A 22,010-nucleotide genomic window follows, 5' to 3' on the forward strand; every position below is an offset into this window, starting at 1 on the left:
TAATCTTTTTATGAATGAAACAAAGCTTCTAGAATATTTAGAGTCCTATCTCACAGAAAACAGAAGAGAGCGATTTAAAAAAGTACTAGCACAGCGAACCAAACATTTTACTGTAGCTACAGAAGATGTGTATCAGTTGCATAATACCAGTGCTGTTATTCGTTCTTGTGATGTGTTTGGTATACAAGAAGTAAATATAGTTGAAGAGATAAACTCTAAACGCATTGATAGAGAAATAGCTATGGGAGCTCAAAAATGGGTAGACCTTAACCGTTATCATACCACCAAATCTTGTATAAAGGATTTAAAGGCTAAGGGCTATCAAATTGTTGCAACAAGTCCTCATGCAGAAGATTGTGATCTTATAGATTTTGATATTACCAAACCATCATGTTTCTTTTTTGGACGCGAAACCGAAGGCCTATCCCAAAATGTATTAGATGAAGCCGACTGTTTTTTAAAAATACCTATGGTAGGTTTTACTGAGAGTTTAAACATTTCAGTATCAGCAGCAATAATTCTTCAACATGTGACTTCAAGGTTGCGTAAGTCTGATTTAGATTGGCAATTAACAAAAGAAGAAGTAATTGAAAAACGTTTTGACTGGATCAAAAAAAACTTGAAAGATTACGATGCTATTATAGAACGCTACAAATCGCAATATTAATTTTTGTAATTTTAAGTACTAACTAAAAAAATCAAAAATTATGATGACTGCACTTTACATTGTACTGTCAATTATAGCCCTAATTGTATTATTGGCGTTAATTGCACCAAAGACCTATAATGTTAGCCGAAGTATTACAATAAATAAACCTATAGGTGAAGTTTTTAATTACTTAAAGTATATTAAAAATCAGGATGAATGGTCACCTTGGAAAAAGAAAGACCCTAATATGAAACAGGAGCACACAGGAACAGATGCTACCGTTGGTTTTATTGCAAGATGGGAAGGGAACAAAGATGTTGGTACAGGCGAACAAGAAATTACTAATATTACAGAGAACCAATCTGTTGAAAGTCAATTGCGTTTTTACAAGCCATGGAAATCCCAATCTGATGCTTACTTAACAACGAGGGCTATTGACGAAAATACAACTGAGGTCGTTTGGGGATTTAAAGGTGTAAATAAGATGCCTTCAAACATTTTCTTTTTATTCTTTAATATGGATAAAACAGTAGGAAAGGATTTTGAAGAAGGCTTAAATGATTTAAAACAAATTTTAGAATCTAAATAAAACTGACGTCAATTCGAGTGAATTTTATGAATGTAAATGAATAAAATTAGTATCGAGAATGTTTTCAACATAAATTCACGATGTAATGTTCTACGTAAAACCACTGAAATTGAAGAAAATTAAATAACAGAAGCTATGGTAGGATGGTTCGAAATTCCTGTAAGTGATATGTCTCGTGCTAAAAATTTTTACGAAACCGTATTTAAAGTTGAAATAAAGGAGGTAGATTTTGGAGGTTTACAGATGGGATGGTTTCCAAATCATAATGATAGCGAAGGGGCAACAGGTACTTTGATAAAACAAGAGTCGTATATTCCAAGTCAAGAAGGTACGTTGGTTTATTTTATCTCTAAAGATGTGCAGAATGAGTTGGATAGAGTAGAAGCTGCAGGTGGTAAAATTTATCAACCTAAAACAAAGATCTCAGATGAACACGGTTTTATGGGAGTGTTTATAGATACCGAAGGAAACAGAGTGGCTTTGCACTCTAATGCTTAAGAATTTTTAAGCTTTATCTTTTTTCTTCTTGCTTTTACGTTCTTTGCTGCGCTGAATTACTTTGTATTCTTCGTAGCATTCGCTTATAGCATCTAGGATTTGAAGATCGTTTGCAGTGTTTATAAAGTCTTTAGAATAGTTACACTGATTAACGATTTCATCTAAATCGTACTTGGTAACTTGTAGTAAAACCATGAGCATTTCTCTGTCAAAACGCTTAGCTAACTGGTTTCTAATTTCGTCATCTTCCTTAATCTTTTTGAGCTTGTGCATTTCATTTGGCTTTTTGCCAAACATGTTATAAAGAAAATCAGCAGGATTAAAAATAGCACCTAAAACTTTGGTAGCGATATTAGGTTTTCCGCCTTCGTAGGCTTTACCATACAACCCAGAAATACGATATTGGTTATTGTTGGTTATGGGTATTTGTTTAATATCCACTTCTAAGTATCCAGTAAGCTCCAACGATTTAACTGTAACTTCTTCTAGCGCTAGGGCTAATTCGGTCATTACAATTTCTGTATTACCAAATTTTAACCAGTCATTTGTAACTCTTACTTTAATAGACTTATAGCCCAAATACGATAAGTGTAGTGTATCGTTTACTTTTGCTTTAAGTTCAAACTTTCCTTCATCATCCGTAGCTGTACCAACTACCTGATTAATATTCACAATATTTACTTCACTCAAAGGACCATTAGTGGTAGAACTAGTAATGGTTCCTTTAACTGTTTCAGGAGTTTTTGTGGCAGTACTATCTTGACTATAGCTATAAACTGTAGTGAAGCATAAAATTATTAATAGTAGGTGTCGCATAGTGTTAAATACAATGTAAAGGTAATAAACAAAACGGATTTTGCTGTTTTTGGCAAAAGATTTGACTAAATATTAACAACATCTAACGGCTTTTCCTATATTGTTGCTTAATCTTTTTTGAAAAAGATTCTCAAATAAAAGACTGCTGAAAAAAATAAATTTTGAATAAAATAGCCTGCTTACTAGTATTAATGGTGCTTGTCAATTTCAGTATATCGGCACAAGCTGAAGCTTCAAAATGGTATTTTGGTATTAATGCAGGATTGGATTTTAGTACAGGGAATCCTATTGCACTAACAAATGGTGAGCTGGTTACAGATGAAGGTTGTGCTACAATTTCTGAAAATAATGGTGATTTACTTTTCTATACCGACGGAATTACTGTTTGGGATAAGCAGCATAATATAATGCCTAATGGTACAGGCCTTACAGGTGACTCCTCGAGTACACAGTCTGCTATTATTGTTCCTAAACCTGGAGACGTTTCAATTTTTTATATTTTCACTGTAGACGATTTGGCTGGACCTAATGGCCTTAGATATTCTGAAGTAAATATGACTTTAAATGGCGGAAATGGTGACATTACTAATCAAAAGAATATAGAATTAAATGCCTTTACGACAGAAAAGATATCTGCTGTTAAACATGCAAATGGAATAGATTTTTGGGTAGTAACACACGATTGGAATAATAATAACTTTTTGTCTTATCAGGTAACAACAGCAGGTGTTAACATCGTGCCAGTAATATCTTCAGTAGGAGAGGAGCACGGAGATAACGGTTTAGATTCAAAAGGATATTTAAAGATTTCTCCTGATGCATCTCGATTAGCTTTGGCCTCTTGGTCTGGAAATAGTGTAGTTGAAATTTTTGATTTCGATAACACAACAGGTATTGTTTCTAACCCAATTCTAATTGGCAATGGATTTTTTTCAACAGGTCCAGCTTCAGGAGCATACGGAATTGAATTTTCACCAGATAGCAATTTGCTGTATGTAACAGATCAAAACTTTTTATTTGGTTTTACTACAAGCCGGTTATTTCAATTTGATTTAACCTTATCCACGGCAAATGATATGATAAATTCTGTAACGACGCTTTATGATGATAGTGGTACTAATACTATATTAGGAGCACTTCAGCTTGCTGTAGATGGAAAAATATACATTGCAAGAGCTCAAGAACAATTTTTGGATGTTATTGAAAACCCTGATGAAATTGGGTTTGCGTCAAATTATTCACAAAATGCTGTGAGTTTAGGAAATCGATTTTGTGGAGCTGGCTTGCCACCTTTTATATCTTCTTTTTTTAATTTTTCAATCATTACGCAAGGCACATGTCTAGGACAAGGAACAGAATTTAGCCTAAATTCTAACACAGAAATAAATTCTATAATTTGGGATTTTGGTGATGGCTTCACTTCAACGGAAACCAATCCAACGCATTACTATCAAAATGCAGGTTCGTATACTATTTCTGCAGAAATAAATGCGCCAGGAGAAACCTTTTACATAACTAATATTGTTACTATAAATAATTTTCCGGTAGCAAACACTCCAGAAGATATGTACCGTTGTGATGATATTGAGAATGGTGGTTACCAATTTTTTGATTTAAGTACTAAGGATAGTGAAATTTATAACCTGCCAGGTGTTAATATAACATATCATTTATCTGAAGAAAATGCTATTGATAATATAGATCCTTTAGAAACCAATTATGAAAATATAAGCAATACCCAAACCATTTATGTTAGAGTGCAGAATAGCCTTAGTCCCGATTGTTTTGACCTTACAAGTTTTCAATTACATGTTTTAGAAACACCGATATCTAGTGAAGATATAGTGTATTTGTGCACCAATGAATCTGTTGTGTTAAGTGCAGGTGAGGGTTTCGATTATTACAATTGGTCTAATGGAGAGACCACGGAATCTATTACTGTAAATACAACAGGTAATTATGCTGTAGAGGTGATCAATAGTTTACAAACATCTCAAGGTGAAATAACTTGTGCAGCTAATAGATTGTTTACAGTTGTTGAATCTGATGAAGCTTTGATTACTAATGTTGAAGTTACAGATTGGACAGAAAACGATAACACAATTTCAGTTTTTGTTGATGGCATTGGCGATTATGAATATTCTCTAGATAATGTTACTTACCAAGATGAGAGTGTGTTTTCTAACCTTTTACCAGGTGAATATGTTGTTTACGTTAGGGACAAAAATAATTGTGGTATCGTAACACAAGAGGTTTACTTATTGTATTATCCTAGATTTTTTTCACCCAATGGAGATGGTGTAAATGAATATTGGCAAATTGAATTTTCAGATTCAGAGCCTGATAATGAAATCCTCATTTATGATAGATATGGTAAGCTTCTTGCACAGATACCACCAAACTCTTTGGGATGGGATGGTACTTATGATGGAGCAAAAATGCCTGCAGCAGACTACTGGTTCAAAATAAAAAGACCTGGTAAAAATAAAGTTTACACAGGTCATTTTAGTCTTAAACGCTAAACGTCTTCTTTTATTTTCTTCTAGATCTGCGAGGTCTGTCAGATGCTGAACGTCTTCCTTTTTTAGGAGATCTTTCGGAGCGTCTTCCTTCTGGCTTATTAGAGTCATTACTACGTCTAGAGCGTCTTTCGCCTCTAGGTCTATCATTGTTGCCCTTGCGTTTTCCACCACGACCTCTGTCGCGTCTTCCGCCACCACTACGACCTTTGTTTTCACTAACTTCTACATTAACAAAGCGACCGTTATACTTAAAATCTGTAAAAAATGCCAAGACTTTTTCTTCATTCTCTTTTTCTGTGTTAAAGAATGAAAAACTATCCTTTACATCAACTTTAAAGACATCATCTCTGCCAAGTTCTAAAACTTCTTTTAAGAAATCCTTTAAAGACATCCAGTCATAGCCATCTTTACGACCAACGTTTATAAAGTAGCGCGTGTCCGAACCAGATGCTCTTCCACCATCATCACTACTACGACCTGAATCTGAAACTGCAAGATCTTTTGAGTTTTTATAATAGTTAAAGAAACGTGTAAATTCAACCGAAAAGAACTTTTTAATTAATTCGTCCTTTTCTGTATCTTCAAATAGTTCGTTAATGCTGTCTAAGTATTTATCAATTTCGTGATTAACTTCAGTATTGTGAATCTTGTTGGCCAAGCTCATTAATTGCACTTCGCAGATTTCCATTCCAGAAGGAATGTCTTTCTTTTCAAACTGTCTTTTAATGATGCGCTCTATGCTTTTAATTTTTCGTACTTCGCTCTTAGCAACAATAACCATTGAAACACCAGTTTTACCAGCTCTACCTGTACGTCCAGAACGGTGTGTGTAGGTTTCAATTTCGTCTGGTAATTGGTAATTGATAACGTGTGTAATATCATCTACATCAATACCACGCGCTGCAACATCTGTAGCTACAAGCATTTGTATTTGCTTGTTTCTAAAGGATTTCATAACTAAATCACGTTGATTTTGACTTAAATCTCCATGTAGTGCACCAGCACTGTAGCCATCTTCAATAAGCTTTTCAGCAATCTTTTGTGTATCACGTTTTGTTCTGCAGAAAATTACCGAGAAAATATCTGGATTAGCATCTGCCAAACGCTTTAAAGCCAAATAACGATCACGACCATTTACTAAATAATACTCATGAGAAACATTGCTTGTACTTTCGTTTTTGTTACCTACTGTGATTTCAATAGGATCGTACATAAATTCTTTTGCAATGCTAGCCACTTCTTTAGGCATCGTTGCAGAGAATAACCAGGTACTTTTATCTGTTGGTGTGTGCGACAAGATATCTGTAATATCTTCATAAAAGCCCATGTTTAACATTTCATCAGCTTCGTCTAATACACTGTATTGTATTTTAGAAATGTCAACCAGGTTACGGCTAATCATATCTTTCATACGACCAGGAGTAGCGACAACAATTTGTGCACCTTTTTTTATTTGCTTGGCTTGGTCTGTTACGCTTGCACCACCATAAATGGCAACAACATTTAAGCCTTTGCAATATTTACCGTAAAGTTTTAACTCATTAGTGATTTGCAAACACAATTCTCTGGTAGGAGAAAGTATAAGCCCTTGCGTGGTTCTGCTGTTAACGTCAATTTTTTGTAGCATCGGAAAACCAAATGCTGCGGTTTTTCCTGTACCGGTTTGCGCCAATGCTACAAGGTCGCGCTCCTCTTCTAATAATACCGGAATTGCTTTTTGTTGGATTTCACTTGGTGTTTCAAATCCTAAATCTGAAATACCATTAAGAAGGTCTTCATTAAGACCAAGTTGTTGGAATGTACTCATTCTTGTTTTTAATGTATGCGATAAATTAATGTAGTGTTACATTAGAAGCGTATCGACATACTTAAACCAAAACTTCTTGTAACACACCTCTCTCTGAGGTTTTCGCGTTTGATTTAATATACGCGAATTTTGGCGCAAAGATACTCTTTTATTTGACTATATGGCTATTAATAAAATTAAGTAGAAAATTTTGCTCGAATTAATTCTATATTTGAGAAATTTAAAATTTATATAATGAAAAAATTAGTAATTATTGCATTACTTTTTCTAGGTGTTTTTGCTAATGCTCAAGAAACTGAAGCAGAAAAACAAGCACGTGGCATAGAGTTAATGTCTAAAAAAGTAGACATCACTGTTGACAGCGAACTATTTATGTCTGTAACGCAGAATACCTACGTTTCAGAGAGTCCTAAAGCAGTTGTTATGGGAATGTACGTGCCTGAAAACTATGAGGCTGCAAAGAAAAAATTAAAAGAAAACGCTTCTACTCAAAACTTTGAAATTACAAGTTCTGGAGAGAAAGAAATTAATGGCATTAAAGTGCTTTATATGTATGGAAACTCTGAAGCAGAAGGTGTAAAGTTAAATAACAAGGTTTATTGCTATGAAATAGATAAAGATACTTGCTTAATGCTTGTAGGAATGCTAGAAGTTGGTGCAGATAAAAAATATTCAGAAGCAATAGATTCTGCTCTTAATTCAGGAATAAAGAAATAACTTTAGTACAAATCACTATTGAATATTAGTAAAGTAGTTACTTATGCCATTCAAAATGCTTTGTATGGCATAAGATGCTAAAATAAGTCCCATAACTTTACTTAAAACTGTAATACCATAGTCTCCAATAACTTTCTGTAACTTGGTTGCTGCAAGTAAAATAAGACAAGTTATACCAACCACGCATAATACAATCAATGTTGTAAAAGTTTGTTGCTTTATAGAATAAATATGATTGTTTGTCATTAATACGACTGCCATTATAGCACCAGGCGATGCTATAGATGGTATAGCTATCGGAAAAACAGTAACATGCTTATAATCTGTAATACTACTCTTTTCTTGTTCTGGTTTCCCTACACCAAAAATCATTGTTAGAGCAAATAGAAAAAGAATGACTCCACCAGAAATCTGAAAAGCATCTAAAGATACAGACATACCTTCTAATATAAGCTGTCCTATAACTATAAAAAAGAGAAGTATCAAAAAGGCTACGATGCAAGCCCTTATTGCTATTTTCTTTTTATGTACAAGATCAAACTCTTTAGTGGCCTCTAAATAAACAGGTATGGACCCAATAGGATCTATTACTGCAAATATTAAGAATACAGTTGATAAGATTTCTGCCATACTATAACTATTCAATTCTCTTAGCAAGAGTTGTAAAAGATAAACCTTGTTGTCCCATGGTTGAGGTCATAACACCTTCAAAAAGTGGTTCTGGGCAATTATTTGGTGTTTTCCATTCAAAAATAAAGTTAGAGCCTGTACCTCCAGAAACGTCAATTTCGTCTATTACAATTTCTGTTGTTTCCATAGGTGCAAGGAATATAGGAAAGTCAAAGTATTTCCTTACGGATTTACCATGAGTATCATAATATTCAGCTCTTAAAAGATAAATAGTGTCTTTGTCACTTGTGTTTCGCATACTTACCATAGAGGTTAAATTATGCTTTGTGTGTTCCGTTAAGCTATATATTTGAGAATAAATGGATAGATAAGACTTTCCATACTCTAAGGAGTCCGATGCCTTTAACTTTACAGCTCTTTTAGACCAATTTTCAGGATTTAAGGAGGTGTTTTCTTTTTTCGTTTCGCAACTGAAAACTAAAAGTATTATAAAAAGTAAATAATGAAATTTCATAAGCTTCTTTTGTTTTATGTACAATTAAAGATAATAGTAAAGTAGATAAGTCCTTATAATTTTTGTTAAAACTGATTTAAAAATTCAATCAACTGCGAAACAGCCTTACCACGATGGCCTATTTTGTTTTTTTCTTCTAAAGAAATCTCAGCAAAAGTTTTGGTATAGTCTTTAGCTTTAAAGATAGGATCGTAACCAAAACCTTTATAGCCTTGTTTTTCTGTTGTAATTTCACCTTTGCAGATTCCGGTAAAAGTTTTTAGTTCACCATTGAGGTGCAAAGCAATAACGGTTTTAAACTGAGCAGAACGAGAAGTCGCATTTTTAAGGTTAGAAAGTAATTTGTTCATATTATCGTCAGGATTGCGTTGCGGACCAGCATAGTATGCTGTGTCTACTCCAGGTTCACCATTTAAGGCTTCTACTTCTAAACCTGTGTCATCTGCAAAGCAATCGTAACCATAATTGTCTTTTACATAATTAGCTTTTTGCTGTGCATTACCTTCTATAGTACCAGTGGTTTCAGGGATTTCTTCATGGCAACCAATATCTTCTAAACTTAGAAGTTTGATGTGTTCTGGAACCAAAGATTGTACTTCTTTTATCTTGTTTTTATTATTGGTAGCGAATACAATTTGCATAGACATATTTTTGTCAAAAATAGCTTATAATTATTGCTTGAGAAAGTCCGTGTATTATTAAATATTTAGCTTTACTTTATGATAATTATCAGTTATACCTCCTGTAAATTGTCGTATATTAGATAAAGGAATTATTAATTAAAACAAGTAAAATTATGACGGTAAATTTTCAATATGTAAACACAGATGTAAGTGAAACATTATCAGCGTTTACAACAGAAAAGTTAAAAAAATTAGCAGATAAATTTGAGTTCTTAATTTCAGCTCAGGTTTACATTAAACACGATGACAAAGACCACGAAGCAGGTAAAATTTGTAACATAGAATTGAGTCTTCCTGGTCCACGCATTTTTGCAACATCAAACAAGGCCTCTTACGAATTGGCTGTAAATGAAACTATAAACGATTTAACACGTCAATTAAAAAAGCGAAAAGAAGTTTTTAAAACACACTAAAATTGAAATAAAACGTTTCGACGTTTAATTATGCCAGAGGGTTTACTCGGTTGGTTATCTATGATGATATGGTTCGTTCTTTAAAATAGTAAACCCTCTGTATAATTGTTCTATAAAAAATAAGCGAACCATTTGATGCGAAAATGTCATTTTAGACAATCCTAATTTTCCATTGGCTCTTTTATAAATCTCTTCTGAAAATCCATAAGGGCCTCCAATAACAAAAATTAAAGTTTTTATTCCTGAATTCATGTGCTTTTGTAGGTAGTTAGAAAACGCTACAGAATCCATTTGTTTTCCGTTTTCATCCAATAAAATTAGCACATCAGAGTTTTGAGTTTTAGCTAAAATTAATTCTCCTTCCTTTTCTTTTTGTTGTTCTTCAGAAAGATGCTTCACTTTTTTAAGATCTGGTATAATCTCAAATTCAAATTTAATATAGTAGCTCAGTCGTTTTTTGTAATCTTCAATTAAGGTCTGAAGATTTTTATTGTCTGTTTTACCTATGGCGATGAGTTTAATATTCATATGCTTTTGTCACTTCGAGTAATTTCATTTCGGTTGCTATCGAAATTGGAATTGTATCAACAAGTCTTGTGTAGCTGGTTCTCGATAGTTCTACTGAGCTTGTCGAAGTACAAATTTATTCGTTTTGCTGATAAATTCACTCCAACTGACGTAAGATTTATTAAACTTTTCAAATTTCAATTCCTATTTTTACACTAAATAAAACATCTCATGATTTCAAAAGAACAATTCCAAACCGAAATAGATTTAATTATAGCCAATGCCATTAGGGAAGATGTAGGAGATGGCGATCATAGTTCTTTGGCTTGCATACCAACTTCAGCTACCGGAAAAGCTAAACTTTTAGTAAAAGACAGCGGTATTATTGCTGGTATTGAATTTGCTAAACAAGTCTTTGCTTACGTAGATAAAGACATGAAAGTTGAAACACTTATTGAAGATGGGAGTAAGGTGAAGTATGGAGATATTGCATTTTATGTAGAAGGATCTTCACAGTCTATTCTTAAAGCGGAGCGTTTGGTGCTTAATGCTATGCAACGTATGAGTGCTATAGCAACTAAAACCAGAAAGTTTGTGGATTTATTAGAAGGTACAGGAACCAAAATTTTAGATACTCGAAAAACGACTCCAGGTATTAGAGCACTTGAAAAATGGGCTGTAAAGATTGGAGGTGGAGAAAACCACAGGTTTGCATTGTATGATATGATTATGCTAAAAGACAATCATATAGATTTTGCAGGTGGAGTAACCAGATCCATTGAGCAAACCAAACAATACCTTAAGGATACTAATAGAGATTTAAAAATTATTGTTGAAGCACGTGACCTTGAAGAAATTAAAGAAATATTAGATTGTGGTGGTGTATATCGTATTCTTATCGATAATTTTAATTATGAGGATACTAGAAAAGCAGTAAAGCTTATAGGTGAGCAATGTCTTACAGAATCGTCTGGTGGCATTAATGAAAAAACGGTAAGGCAGTATGCAGAATGTGGTGTAGATTATATTTCATCTGGTGCATTGACACACTCTGTTTATAATATGGACTTAAGTTTAAAAGCTGTCTAGAAAGTCTAAAAATCTAACCGTCTAAGTAGTCTAAATCTCTAAAGCTGAATGACAAAACATATAGAAGATAAACTAGATAAAATCCCTGTAATTAATATTGTAGTTCGCTTTTTTAAGCAAGTCCGATTGCCAGGTTTTGAAGGTTTGTCTATCTACGATTTGCTAGAGCTTTATTTAAGAGGTATTGTTAAAGGCGCATTAACGACGAGAGCCAGTGCCATTGCTTTTAGTTTTTTTACTGCTATATTTCCCTTTTTACTATTCGTAATTATTTTAATGCCATACATACCAATTGATGGATTTCAGGTTGAGTTTGAGCGTTTTCTAAACGATTTTTTACCACCACAAACCTCAGAGTTTTTCTTTGCGAATATTTTTGAAAATATAAGTGGCGGCTCAGGGGCAGGATTGTTGTCTTCAGTTTTTTTGTTATCTATGTTATTAATGGCAAATGGTGTAAATGCCGTGTTTTCTGGTTTCGAAAACTCGTATCACGAGCAGTTAACACGTAATGTATTTCAACAATACATGTACGCTCTTGGTGTAGCACTTATTTTGGCGGTTTTAGTACTCTTAACTGTGGCTTTCTTTGGGTATACAGAAATCTATATTATAACACCATTAAATGATGCTTTAGAAACCGAAAAAGCAACAGCAGAGCAGTGGATTGCAGTTGTAAAGTATCTCTTTTTTATACTTATGGTCTATTTAGCCACAGCAACCCTATATTACTTTGGTACAAAGGAAGGAAGACATACTAGGTTTTTTTCAGTAGGAGCATTGCTTACTACTTTACTTATTATTCTTACATCTTATCTCTTTGGTATTTATATTGATAATTTTTCGCAATACAACAAGTTATATGGCTCTATTGGAGCTCTACTGATTTTAGTATTTTACCTATGGTTAAATGCTAATATTTTGCTTTTAGGATATGAGTTAAATGCATCATTAAGATTGCTGAGTAAAATAAACAACAACGATAATAAAGCTAATTAAAACAGTTTCAGAGAATTTTAGATGACCTATTTTCTAGATGTCATATTGCCAATACCGCTTCAAAAAGCGTTTACCTATCATATTACTGAGGCAGAAGCACAATTCCTCAAAACAGGTATGCGAGTGGCTGTGCCCTTTGGTAAAAGCAAAATTTATACAGCTTTAGCATATAAAATTCATAATAATGAACCTACAGCATATGAAGCAAAAACCATTCATCAAATTTTAGATGAAGCGCCTGTTGTAACCGAATTACAACTGAAGCATTGGGAGTGGATTGCTAAATATTATATGTGCAGTCTTGGTGAGGTAATGCGAGCAGCAATGCCAAATGCGTTTATCATAGAAAGCGAAACTATTCTTATTAGAAATGAAAATGCTGACATCTCAGAAGCTGACCTTAAAGATGATGAGTTTTTAATCTATGAAGCTTTGCAATATCAATCGTCTTTAAAGATTGAAGATGTGGTTTCTATTTTAGATAAAAAACGAATTCTTCCAGTCGTAAATCGTTTAGTAGAAAAAGGCGTATTGCAATTGCAAGAAGAACTTTATGAAAAATATAAACCAAAATTGGTGCGCTATGTAAAGCTTCATGAATCACATAAATCTGAAGAAAAACTTCAGGAGTTATTAGAAATTTTAAGCAGAGCACCAAAACAGCGCGAGGTTATTTTAACCTTGTTTACACTCGAAGCTTCAGAACAAAAACCAATAAAAGTTTCAGAATTAAGTGAATCTAGTGGTGCATCATCAGCTATTATTAAAGCACTGATTGATAAGTCTATTTTAGAGGAATATTACATTCAAACCGATAGAGTGCAGTTTGAAGGTGAAGGTGATGAGCAAACCAAGCAATTGAGTGATGCTCAAACCAAAGCACTTGAGAGCATTAAAGTTGATTTTAAGACTAAACCAGTAACACTTTTACATGGTGTAACATCATCTGGTAAAACAGAAATCTATGTAAAGCTCATAGAAGAGCAGCTAAATTTGGGTAGGCAAGTATTGTACTTATTGCCAGAAATAGCTTTAACAACGCAATTGGTGCAACGTCTTCAGGATTATTTTGGAGAAAAGGTTGCGGTTTTTCATAGTAGATATTCTAGTAACGAGCGCGTTGAGGTTTGGCAAAATTTAAAGAACAATTTAGAGAAAGCGCAATTGGTTATTGGAGCACGTTCGGCTTTGTTGTTGCCGTTTTCTAATTTAGGCTTAATCATAGTAGATGAAGAACACGAGCAATCGTACAAACAATTTGACCCAGCACCACGATACCATGCCAGAGATGCTGCTGTCGTGCTAGCTAACATTCACAAGGCTAAAACACTTTTAGGCTCGGCAACACCAAGTTTAGAAAGTTATTTTAATGCTAGTCAAGGTAAATATGGATTTGTAGAATTAAAAACACGTTTCAACAATGTACTTATGCCAGATATAGAATTGGTAGATTTGGCAGATAAGTACAAGCGTAAACGTATGAAAGGTCATTTTTCGGACCGTTTAATTGAAGAAATGACAGAAACCTTAGATGAAGGTTTTCAAATTATATTGTTTCAGAATAGAAGAGGATTTTCGCCAATCGTAGAGTGCACAACTTGTGGTAACTCACCACAATGTCCTAATTGCGATGTAAGCTTAACATACCATCAATACAGAGATCAACTTCGCTGTCATTATTGTGGTTACCATACAGTAACTCCAAAAACATGTCAGGCTTGTGGAAATGCTACTCTAGATACCAAAGGATTTGGTACAGAGCAGATAGAAGAAGAGGTAAAAGTGCTTTTTCCAGAAAACAAAGTGGCTCGGATGGATTTAGATACCACAAGAGGAAAGCATGGTTTTGAAAAAATCATCACAAAGTTTGAACAGCGTGAAATAGATATTTTGGTAGGAACACAAATGCTTACCAAAGGCTTGGATTTTAGACATGTAAAGCTGGTGGGTATTATGAATGCCGATAACTTACTCAATTTCCCAGATTTTAGAGCACATGAGCGCAGCTATCAATTAATGACACAAGTGTCAGGTAGAGCAGGCCGAACTGATATAAGAGGAAAGGTGCTAATTCAAACTTATAATCCACACCACAATATTTTACAGCAGGTGTCTACAAATGCTTACAAGGAAATGTATGCAGAGCAAATGAACGATCGTTACAACTTTAAATATCCACCAATCTATCGTTTAATTAAAATTACGTTAAGGCATAAAGATTATAACAGAGTAAATTTAGCAGCAGATTGGTATGCTAAATCTTTGCGACAAGTCTTTAAAGCAAATGTTTTAGGGCCAGAATTTCCGCCAATTTCCAGAATACGGAATTTATTTAATAAAAACATCTTAATCAAGATTCCGCAAAATCAATCGCTTTCTAAAACCAAAGAAGCTATTATGAAAATAGATAACAGTTTTAATGCTGTTAAGGATTTTAGGTCTGTGAGAGTGGTATTGAATGTGGATAACTATTAAAACAAACCATAGAAAATTTTGGTGAAATTCGTCAGTTCGAGTGGATTTTTCGATTGAAATGAGAAAAATTTGTATCGAGAATTAGAATTTTAGAAATCAAAAAGTTCTCGATACAATTTTACGTTCCTCAAAATCACTCGAACTGACGTCAAAATATACAACCGTTTAAACAAAAAAATCCCAACAGTACTGCTGGGATTTTTTATTTCAATGTGTATTATTGAGATATTCTGAAAAAGGTAGTCATTCTACATATTATTCAAAGCATCTACTAATTGTGTTTTCTTATTTCGACTCAAAGGAATCTCATAAGCACCTACTTCAACATTCTTACTGTTAAAGCGGTCAATTTTATCTAAATTCACAATATAAGATTTGTGGATTCTCAAAAATTTCCCTTCCGGTAGCTCCTTTTCAAAAGCTTTCATTGTAGATAATACTACAAGGCTGTTTTCTTCTGTTACAACTTTTACATAGTCGCCTAAAGCTTCAATCCATTTAATATCCTTAATATAAACTTTACGTTTTTTAAGGTTACTCTTCACAAAGATGTGCTCGCCATCAGTTTCGTTAAAGTCTAATTTTAACTTATGCTGCTCAATAGCTTTTTCTACAGCAGTGTTAAAACGTTCTTTTGTGATTGGTTTTTGAAGATAGTCGGTAGCGTCGTAATTAAATGCTTTAAAAGCATATTCGGTTTTACCTGTAACAAAAATAATTTGGGGTTTGTTGTTGAGTACATCTAAGAGTTCAAAACCGTTTAATACAGGCATTTCTATATCTAAAAAGATAAGATCTACTTTATGAGTATTAAGACCGTTTTTTGTTTCTAACGCACTGCTGTACTCTGCAATAAGGTTGAGCGAGGAATGATTCTCGATTAACTTTACTATAGAGAGGCGCTGAATCGCAGAATCATCAACAACTACACAGTTTAAAGTCATAACATTAATAATTTATTAGGTTAAGATATCGACAATAGTACAATAATTTCGGTTAAAAAACAAATTTTACCGACAAACTGTAAAATTTAACATAATCTTTATTGCAGAAAAATGTTTGAAACTTTACATCTAAAAACATTGTCTGAATTAGAAATTATATGTATTTTTGCAGCCGTTTTAACAATAAACAAATATAATTTATTATGAATCATTATGAAACTGTTTTCATCTTGAATCCCGTTTTATCTGAAGAACAGATAAAGGAGACAGTTAAGAAATATGAGGATTTTCTTGTTTCTAAAGGTGCAAAGATGATAGCTAAAGAAGATTGGGGCTTAAAAAAATTAGCTTACCCAATCCAAAACAAAAAGAGTGGTTTTTATCACTTATTTGAGTACCAAGTAGCTGGTGAAGTTATTGAAACTTTAGAGCTAGAGTTTAGACGTGATGAGCGTTTTATGCGTTATTTAACTGTAAAGCTAGACAAGCACGCAATTGCTTGGGCTGAAAAGAGAAGACAAAGAAACAAACAAAAAGCTTAATTATGTCATCAATAGAACAACAAGCAAAAGGAAAAAAAGATGGTGAGATTAGATATCTTACACCATTAAATATAGAGACTCAAAAGACAAAGAAGTATTGTCGTTTTAAAAAGTCTGGTATTAAGTATATAGATTACAAAGATCCAGATTTCTTATTAAGCTTTGTGAACGAGCAAGGTAAGTTATTACCAAGACGTTTAACAGGAACTTCTTTAAAATACCAAAGAAAAGTATCTGTGGCAGTAAAAAGAGCTAGACATTTAGCTTTAATGCCATATGTTGCTGATTTATTAAAATAAAATATCATAACAATGGAACTTATATTAAAACAAGACGTTGAGAATTTAGGATTTAAAGACGATATTGTAACAGTAAAGAGCGGTTATGGTAGAAACTTTTTAATTCCTCAAGGACACGCTGTAATGGCTACAGCTTCTGCTAAAAAAGTTTTAGCAGAGACTTTAAAGCAACGTGCTTTTAAAGAAAAATCTATTATAGCTGAAGCAGAAAAAACAGCAGAAGCTTTAAAGGCATTAGATATTAAAATTACTGCAAAAGCAGGTACAGGAGCAACAGCTGGAGATAAACTATTTGGTTCTATAACTAATATGGATTTAGCTGAAGCATTAAGAAACGAAGGTCACGAAGTTGATAAAAAATATATTTCTATCAACGGTGGTAACATTAAACGTTTAGGTCAGTACGAAGCAGTAATTCGTTTACACAGATCTGTAAATGTTGATTTTACTTTTGAAGTTGTTGCAGAGGCGTAACAATCTTCAAATCAAATATTAATAAAAGCCGTTTAGTATTCTAAGCGGTTTTTTTATTCAGTTATATTCCATGAAAAGACTGTTACTACTACTTGCCATTATTAGCTTGGTAGCATGTAAAAAAGCTAAATCAAATGATCAGGAAGCTCAAGTACAAAAATCGAAACTCATTGAGCTTTTTAAGCCTTCAAGATCCGATTATCCAAATATAAGTGTACATCGCGGAGGGAAAGGTTTAAAGTATTATCCTGAAAATTGTTTAGAAACTATACAATATGTCAGTGATAGTATTTCTGCAATTTTTGAAATTGATGTGGCCCAAACAAAAGATGGAAAATTAATTTTAATGCATGATAATTCTATAGACAGAACCACAACAGGCAATGGCTCTGTGAAGAATTTGACATATAAAGAATTAAAGAACTTTAATCTAGTGGACGATTTTGGAAACCAGACCAATTATAAAATCCCACTATTTTCTGAAGTTTTAGAATGGAGTAAAGCAAACAATGTTATTTTAACTATTGATATTAAGAGAAGCGTTAGCCAAAAAGATGTTATAAATGCTATAGACGCAGCTGATGCAAAAGACATAAGCATTATTATAACTTATGATGTTGAACAAGCTCAATCTGCTTATGCATTAGCACCAGATATTTTACTTTCGGTTTCAGCAAGAAATCATGAAGAGTTTGATAGATTATTAAAAACCAAAATACCTACAGAAAATATGCTTGCTTTTACTGGTACACGTATGTCTGACAAATCGTTATATCAGAGATTACACAACGAAGATATAGTTTGCATTTTGGGTACATTAGGCAACTTAGATAAACAAGCAGAAGCAAGAGGCGATGAGTTATATCTAGGATGGAAAAAACAGGGAGTTGATATTTTAGCAACAGATAGACCTTTTGAGGCTTACAAGGCGATTGATTAAATGTAAATTCTCTATCTTAAAGATGAGGATGTCACACTGAGCGCAGTCGAAGTGGAAATGAGAAACAAATATAAAATAGAGTATAATTAAAAGAGATTCCCACTTTCGTGGGAAATATTATGAAATACGCAAGATTAACAAAAGAGCAGTTTGAAGAGTTACACCAGGAATTTATTAATTTTTTGGCAACACAATCTATAACTGCTGATGAATGGGAAGACATTAAGAAAAACAAACCAGAAGCCGCAGAGCAAGAGCTAGATGTTTTTAGTGACTTGGTTTGGTATGGTGTGTTGAGTAAAGTAGAATACTTGGAGCATATTTCACCAAATCAGATTCATCTTTTTAAGTGTAGAGAAAACGACATGCACTTAATAGCGCTTAAATTAAAGGAAGATAAAACTGATTTAACAACAAAAGAAGGATTTCAGTGGTTAAGGGATAACTTATTGTCTGATGATATTGAATTTTTCAACGCAAAGAAAGATTACTCAGAGGATAAACATCAGGATATATTTAAGTTAATTCAACAAGGTGCTAATATTACCAAAGGTGAGTTGTTTCAGTATTTTGAAAAGTTGATTAGGAACTAATACCTGCAAAAGCAGGTATCTCTCAGCAAAAAAGGAATAAACCTTGCTTAAAGGTCTTTATTGGCAAAAACTTACATAATTACTATGATAATTTCTAAGCGTGATTAGGAGATTCCTGCTTTCGCAGGAATTATTCGTATCTAAGAGATTCAACAGGGTCTAGTGCAGCGGCTTTAATTGCAGGATATAATCCAGATAAAATTGCTACAAAAAATGCAATAGCTGTAGCGCAAATCATAGCAAACCAAGGTGTTGAAAACACAAGCTCAAAAGCAGAAGCTACTCCCCAACCAATCAAAATACCTAAAATAATACCTAAAATTCCTCCAAGCTGACCAATAATAATGGTTTCTATAAAGAATTGAAATGCTATAGTTTTGCGTTTAGCACCCAAGGCTTTACGTACACCAATTTCCCTTGTGCGTTCGCTTACAGAAACCAACATAATATTCATTAAAGCAATGGTAGAACCAAAAATGGTAATAATACTAATTATCCAAGCAGCCCAATTAAGAGTCTTTGTGTTTTCTGCCACACGATTCAAAAGGTCTTCACTACGTTCTATACCAAAATTATTTTCTTCTACTGGGTTGAGTCCACGCACATTTCTAAAGGTAATAATTGCATCATCTTGCGCACCTTCTAACATGTCAGTTTTATCCACTTTAACGCTAAGCGTATAATTGATATTTGGATTGGTGAAGATAGATCGCGCTTTTTGAATAGGCATAATCACCCTTAAATCCTGATTGTTACCAAACGTAGAGCCTTTTTCTTTTAAAACACCAATAACCTTAAATTTAGACCCTCTTACACTTATGGTTTTATCAATTGGGTTGTCATCAGGAAAAAGCGCTTTTTGCAAATCGCTACCAATAACACAAACTGCATTATTGTTTTCTACATCAGCAAAATTTAAGGATCTGCCATTTTCAATTTCTAAACCAGAATTCTCAATGTAATTTTCATTAGAGCCAATAACAGCAACTTCTGGGTCGGTTTTTTCGTTTTCGTATTTTACTTCAGATGTTGAGGAGCCATAAAAAGAAACCGCAACCTTGGTGTAAGGATAATCATAACTGTCAATAAAATCTTTAACATTTCTGTAGCTTATAATAGGATTAACTTTTTGACGTTCTCTACCACTTTGGCGTTGTGTTCTAAATTCGTAGCGTTGAAAATTAAAAGTATTAGCACCCATCGAAGAAAAGTTACTAGACATTGTATTCTCTAAGGCCGAAACACCACTTAAAATGCCCACCAATGCCATAATACCTATAGCAATGATTAAAACCGTTAAAATAGTACGAAGTAATTGGCTTTTTATAGAACCAAAAGCAATTCTTACATTCTCTCTAGCTAATGAAAACATAGTTGTATCTGTAGTTAGTTGGGTTGTTTAAAACCATAAGACGTCCCAAACACCATAAAGTTACTATAAATTTAAAATTACTTGGGTATGCCTCTAAAAATTATAATATTTTTGTGACTTAAATATGAAGTTTCACTAAAAGAGATTCCTGCTTTTGCAGGAAATATTATGGCACAAAAACCAAGTATTCCAAAAGGTACCAGAGATTTTAATGCAGTAGAGGTTGCAAAACGTTCATATATAATGAACATTATAAAAGAGCAATTTGAGTTATATGGATTTCAACCAATTGAAACGCCAAGTTTTGAAAACTCAGACACCTTAATGGGCAAGTATGGAGATGAAGGAGATCGCTTGATTTTTAAGATTTTGAATAGTGGAGACTTTTTGAGAAATGTAGAGTTAGGGTCAAAATTTCTCAAAGAAATATTTAGGAGGAATCTTGGTGATGCTTTTATAATTCTTTATAAGGCAGAATTTGAAGATAAATCTATTGAAGAAATTGACAATATTTCTGATGTAGACAAAATTGAAAGTTTGTATGAGACCAGTTTATTTAATAATAATCTTTTTTTAAATACTTTCTCAGATAACATAATTGAAAAAATTAAAAAGGAATTTTCAAAAATGAGTCCTTTTTTATTGGCAGCTATAGTTAGGTACATGAAGAGAATAGCTGAGGATAATACCAGTCTTTTTGAAAACTCACAAAGGTTTTCTAAGGCTGTTGAAAGAGCATACTTCAAAAATGTTTTCATTGAAGATAATTTTAAAGATGTAGCAAATAAAATCTCTGAAAAGGCACTTCGTTACGATCTTACAGTGCCATTTGCGCGTTACGTAGTGCAGCACCAAAATGAGATAGAATTTCCATTTAAACGCTATCAAATACAGCCAGTTTGGCGAGCAGATCGTCCGCAAAAAGGCCGTTTTAGAGAGTTTTACCAATGTGATGCAGATGTAGTAGGTTCTAAATCGTTATTTCAGGAAGTTGAGTTTGTTCAGCTTTATGATGCTGTGTTTACAGCTTTAGATTTAAAAGGTGTAACTATAAAAATTAATAATCGTAAGATATTATCTGGTATTGCTGAAGTTATTGGAGTACAAGATAAACTTATTGATTTCACAGTGGCTTTAGACAAACTTGATAAAATAGGAGAAGAGAAGGTCAAAGAAGAAATGCGTAGCAAAGGTATGTCAGAAGATGGTATTTCTAAATTACAGCCTTTATTTTCTTTAGAAGGAGATTTTGGTACGCAAGTAGAAAGCTTAAAATCTATTTTAAACACCTCTGAAGTAGGATTAAAAGGTATTGAAGAGTTAGAGTTTATAGATGCTTCAATTTCTAAATTAGGATTAAAAACAGCCAACCTTCAATTAGATGTTACTTTAGCAAGAGGACTTAATTATTACACAGGTGCTATTTTTGAAGTGTCAGCACCAGATGGTGTTAAAATGGGCTCTATTGGTGGAGGTGGTCGTTATGATGATTTAACGAGCATTTTCGGAAAACCAGATACAAGTGGAGTAGGTATTAGCTTTGGATTAGATCGTATCTATTTGGTGTTAGAAGAGCTTAACTTGTTCCCGGAAACTATTGCAGATGCAACCAAAGTACTATTTATCAATTTTGGCGATAAAGAAGCAATGGCATGTCTGCAAGCTGTAACTCAGTTAAGGCAAAATGGTGTTAAAGCAGAATTATATCCTGATAATGCTAAAATGAAAAAGCAAATGACGCACGCCAATCGTCGTAATATTCCTTATGTAGTTTTATTAGGAGAGGAGGAGCTTAACTCTGATACATACACCCTTAAAAACATGAAAACCGGAGAGCAAGAGAAATTAAAACTTCAGGAGTTATTATCTTCATTGAAATAGAGTAATACATATATTATAACAATTAAAAAAGCCCTGAAGTATTCAGGGCTTTTTCGT

General features: G+C 33.4%; 23 protein-coding genes. 15 read left to right on the forward strand and 8 right to left on the reverse strand.

The window, feature by feature from the left end:
- Positions 1-10 precede the first annotated feature (10 nt).
- The 3 genes from V1468_RS10285 (at position 11) to V1468_RS10295 (ending at position 1,736) form a co-directional block, all read left to right on the forward strand.
- Positions 11-667 (forward strand): TrmH family RNA methyltransferase, encoded by a 657-nt coding sequence (locus V1468_RS10285; protein ID WP_331810159.1) that lies wholly within the window; start codon positions 11-13, stop codon positions 665-667.
- 40 nt (positions 668-707) lie between these two features.
- A complete protein-coding gene (locus tag V1468_RS10290; protein WP_331810160.1) occupies positions 708-1,238 on the forward strand; it encodes an SRPBCC family protein in 531 nt (176 codons plus the stop codon).
- A gap of 135 nt (positions 1,239-1,373) precedes the next feature.
- Complete coding sequence (locus V1468_RS10295) at positions 1,374-1,736, forward strand: VOC family protein (protein ID WP_331810161.1); 363 nt, start codon at positions 1,374-1,376, stop codon at positions 1,734-1,736.
- Positions 1,737-1,742: 6 nt separating this feature from the next.
- Here V1468_RS10295 and V1468_RS10300 read toward each other — a convergent pair whose 3' ends face one another.
- Positions 1,743-2,552 (reverse strand): carboxypeptidase-like regulatory domain-containing protein, encoded by an 810-nt coding sequence (locus V1468_RS10300; protein WP_331810162.1) that lies wholly within the window; start codon positions 2,550-2,552, stop codon positions 1,743-1,745.
- Between the two features lie 161 nt (positions 2,553-2,713).
- Here V1468_RS10300 and V1468_RS10305 point away from each other — a divergent pair, with 161 nt between their 5' ends.
- On the forward strand, positions 2,714-5,074 hold the full coding sequence (locus tag V1468_RS10305) for a T9SS type B sorting domain-containing protein (RefSeq protein ID WP_331810163.1): 2,361 nt from the start codon (positions 2,714-2,716) through the stop codon (positions 5,072-5,074).
- Positions 5,075-5,084: 10 nt separating this feature from the next.
- On the opposite strand, the gene V1468_RS10310 is transcribed toward V1468_RS10305, so the two are convergent.
- Positions 5,085-6,881 carry a DEAD/DEAH box helicase gene (locus V1468_RS10310; RefSeq protein ID WP_331810164.1) on the reverse strand — a complete coding sequence of 599 codons (1,797 nt, stop codon included), beginning with the start codon at positions 6,879-6,881 and terminating at the stop codon, positions 5,085-5,087.
- Positions 6,882-7,115: 234 nt separating this feature from the next.
- Between V1468_RS10310 and V1468_RS10315 the strand changes: the two genes are divergently transcribed.
- Positions 7,116-7,598 (forward strand): hypothetical protein, encoded by a 483-nt coding sequence (locus V1468_RS10315; RefSeq protein ID WP_331810165.1) that lies wholly within the window; start codon positions 7,116-7,118, stop codon positions 7,596-7,598.
- 15 nt (positions 7,599-7,613) lie between these two features.
- Here V1468_RS10315 and V1468_RS10320 read toward each other — a convergent pair whose 3' ends face one another.
- The 3 genes from V1468_RS10320 to V1468_RS10330 form a co-directional block, all read right to left on the reverse strand.
- Positions 7,614-8,228, reverse strand: coding sequence for a MarC family protein (locus V1468_RS10320; protein ID WP_331810166.1), 615 nt, complete (start codon positions 8,226-8,228; stop codon positions 7,614-7,616).
- Positions 8,229-8,235: 7 nt separating this feature from the next.
- A complete protein-coding gene (locus V1468_RS10325; protein ID WP_331810167.1) occupies positions 8,236-8,742 on the reverse strand; it encodes a DUF3124 domain-containing protein in 507 nt (168 codons plus the stop codon).
- Positions 8,743-8,807: 65 nt separating this feature from the next.
- The gene (locus tag V1468_RS10330; RefSeq protein WP_331810168.1) at positions 8,808-9,383 is read right to left on the reverse strand and encodes a non-canonical purine NTP diphosphatase; all 576 of its coding nucleotides are present in this window, start codon (positions 9,381-9,383) and stop codon (positions 8,808-8,810) included.
- A gap of 155 nt (positions 9,384-9,538) precedes the next feature.
- On the opposite strand from V1468_RS10330, the gene hpf reads away from it, so the two are divergent.
- Entirely contained in the window at positions 9,539-9,838 is a 300-nt protein-coding gene (hpf, locus tag V1468_RS10335; RefSeq protein ID WP_304140799.1) for a ribosome hibernation-promoting factor, HPF/YfiA family, read from the forward strand.
- A gap of 54 nt (positions 9,839-9,892) precedes the next feature.
- Here the strand turns inward: hpf and rlmH are convergent, their stop codons facing one another.
- A complete protein-coding gene (gene rlmH, locus V1468_RS10340) occupies positions 9,893-10,366 on the reverse strand; it encodes a 23S rRNA (pseudouridine(1915)-N(3))-methyltransferase RlmH (RefSeq protein WP_304140797.1) in 474 nt (157 codons plus the stop codon).
- A gap of 210 nt (positions 10,367-10,576) precedes the next feature.
- Here rlmH and nadC point away from each other — a divergent pair, with 210 nt between their 5' ends.
- From nadC to priA, 3 genes are read left to right on the forward strand one after another with little or no spacing between them, the layout of a single operon-like run.
- Positions 10,577-11,434, forward strand: coding sequence for a carboxylating nicotinate-nucleotide diphosphorylase (gene nadC / locus V1468_RS10345; RefSeq protein ID WP_331810169.1), 858 nt, complete (start codon positions 10,577-10,579; stop codon positions 11,432-11,434).
- Positions 11,435-11,482: 48 nt separating this feature from the next.
- A complete protein-coding gene (locus V1468_RS10350) occupies positions 11,483-12,433 on the forward strand; it encodes a YihY/virulence factor BrkB family protein (protein ID WP_331810170.1) in 951 nt (316 codons plus the stop codon).
- 21 nt (positions 12,434-12,454) lie between these two features.
- A complete protein-coding gene (gene priA / locus V1468_RS10355) occupies positions 12,455-14,908 on the forward strand; it encodes a replication restart helicase PriA (RefSeq protein ID WP_331810171.1) in 2,454 nt (817 codons plus the stop codon).
- 248 nt (positions 14,909-15,156) lie between these two features.
- On the opposite strand, the gene V1468_RS10360 is transcribed toward priA, so the two are convergent.
- The gene (locus tag V1468_RS10360; RefSeq protein WP_076620930.1) at positions 15,157-15,852 is read right to left on the reverse strand and encodes a LytR/AlgR family response regulator transcription factor; all 696 of its coding nucleotides are present in this window, start codon (positions 15,850-15,852) and stop codon (positions 15,157-15,159) included.
- 203 nt (positions 15,853-16,055) lie between these two features.
- On the opposite strand from V1468_RS10360, the gene rpsF reads away from it, so the two are divergent.
- From rpsF to V1468_RS10385, 5 genes are all read left to right on the forward strand, one after another.
- Entirely contained in the window at positions 16,056-16,394 is a 339-nt protein-coding gene (gene rpsF, locus V1468_RS10365; RefSeq protein WP_331810172.1) for a 30S ribosomal protein S6, read from the forward strand.
- A complete protein-coding gene (rpsR, locus tag V1468_RS10370; protein ID WP_171032511.1) occupies positions 16,394-16,693 on the forward strand; it encodes a 30S ribosomal protein S18 in 300 nt (99 codons plus the stop codon). Before rpsF ends, rpsR begins: the two co-directional genes overlap by 1 nt.
- Positions 16,694-16,705: 12 nt before the next feature.
- Entirely contained in the window at positions 16,706-17,167 is a 462-nt protein-coding gene (gene rplI, locus V1468_RS10375) for a 50S ribosomal protein L9 (RefSeq protein ID WP_331810173.1), read from the forward strand.
- A gap of 70 nt (positions 17,168-17,237) precedes the next feature.
- On the forward strand, positions 17,238-18,107 hold the full coding sequence (locus V1468_RS10380) for a glycerophosphodiester phosphodiesterase family protein (RefSeq protein WP_331810174.1): 870 nt from the start codon (positions 17,238-17,240) through the stop codon (positions 18,105-18,107).
- A gap of 119 nt (positions 18,108-18,226) precedes the next feature.
- The gene (locus V1468_RS10385) at positions 18,227-18,700 is read left to right on the forward strand and encodes a DUF6495 family protein (RefSeq protein ID WP_331810175.1); all 474 of its coding nucleotides are present in this window, start codon (positions 18,227-18,229) and stop codon (positions 18,698-18,700) included.
- Positions 18,701-18,830: 130 nt separating this feature from the next.
- Here the strand turns inward: V1468_RS10385 and V1468_RS10390 are convergent, their stop codons facing one another.
- Positions 18,831-20,072: an ABC transporter permease gene (locus V1468_RS10390; protein ID WP_331810176.1), complete on the reverse strand. Its 1,242-nt coding sequence runs from the start codon at positions 20,070-20,072 to the stop codon at positions 18,831-18,833.
- A gap of 168 nt (positions 20,073-20,240) precedes the next feature.
- Here V1468_RS10390 and hisS point away from each other — a divergent pair, with 168 nt between their 5' ends.
- Positions 20,241-21,953 (forward strand): histidine--tRNA ligase, encoded by a 1,713-nt coding sequence (hisS, locus tag V1468_RS10395; protein ID WP_331810177.1) that lies wholly within the window; start codon positions 20,241-20,243, stop codon positions 21,951-21,953.
- Positions 21,954-22,010: the final 57 nt, after the last annotated feature.

The organism is Winogradskyella poriferorum (assembly GCF_036553625.1).
GTDB classification, from domain to species: Bacteria; Bacteroidota; Bacteroidia; order Flavobacteriales; family Flavobacteriaceae; genus Winogradskyella; species Winogradskyella poriferorum.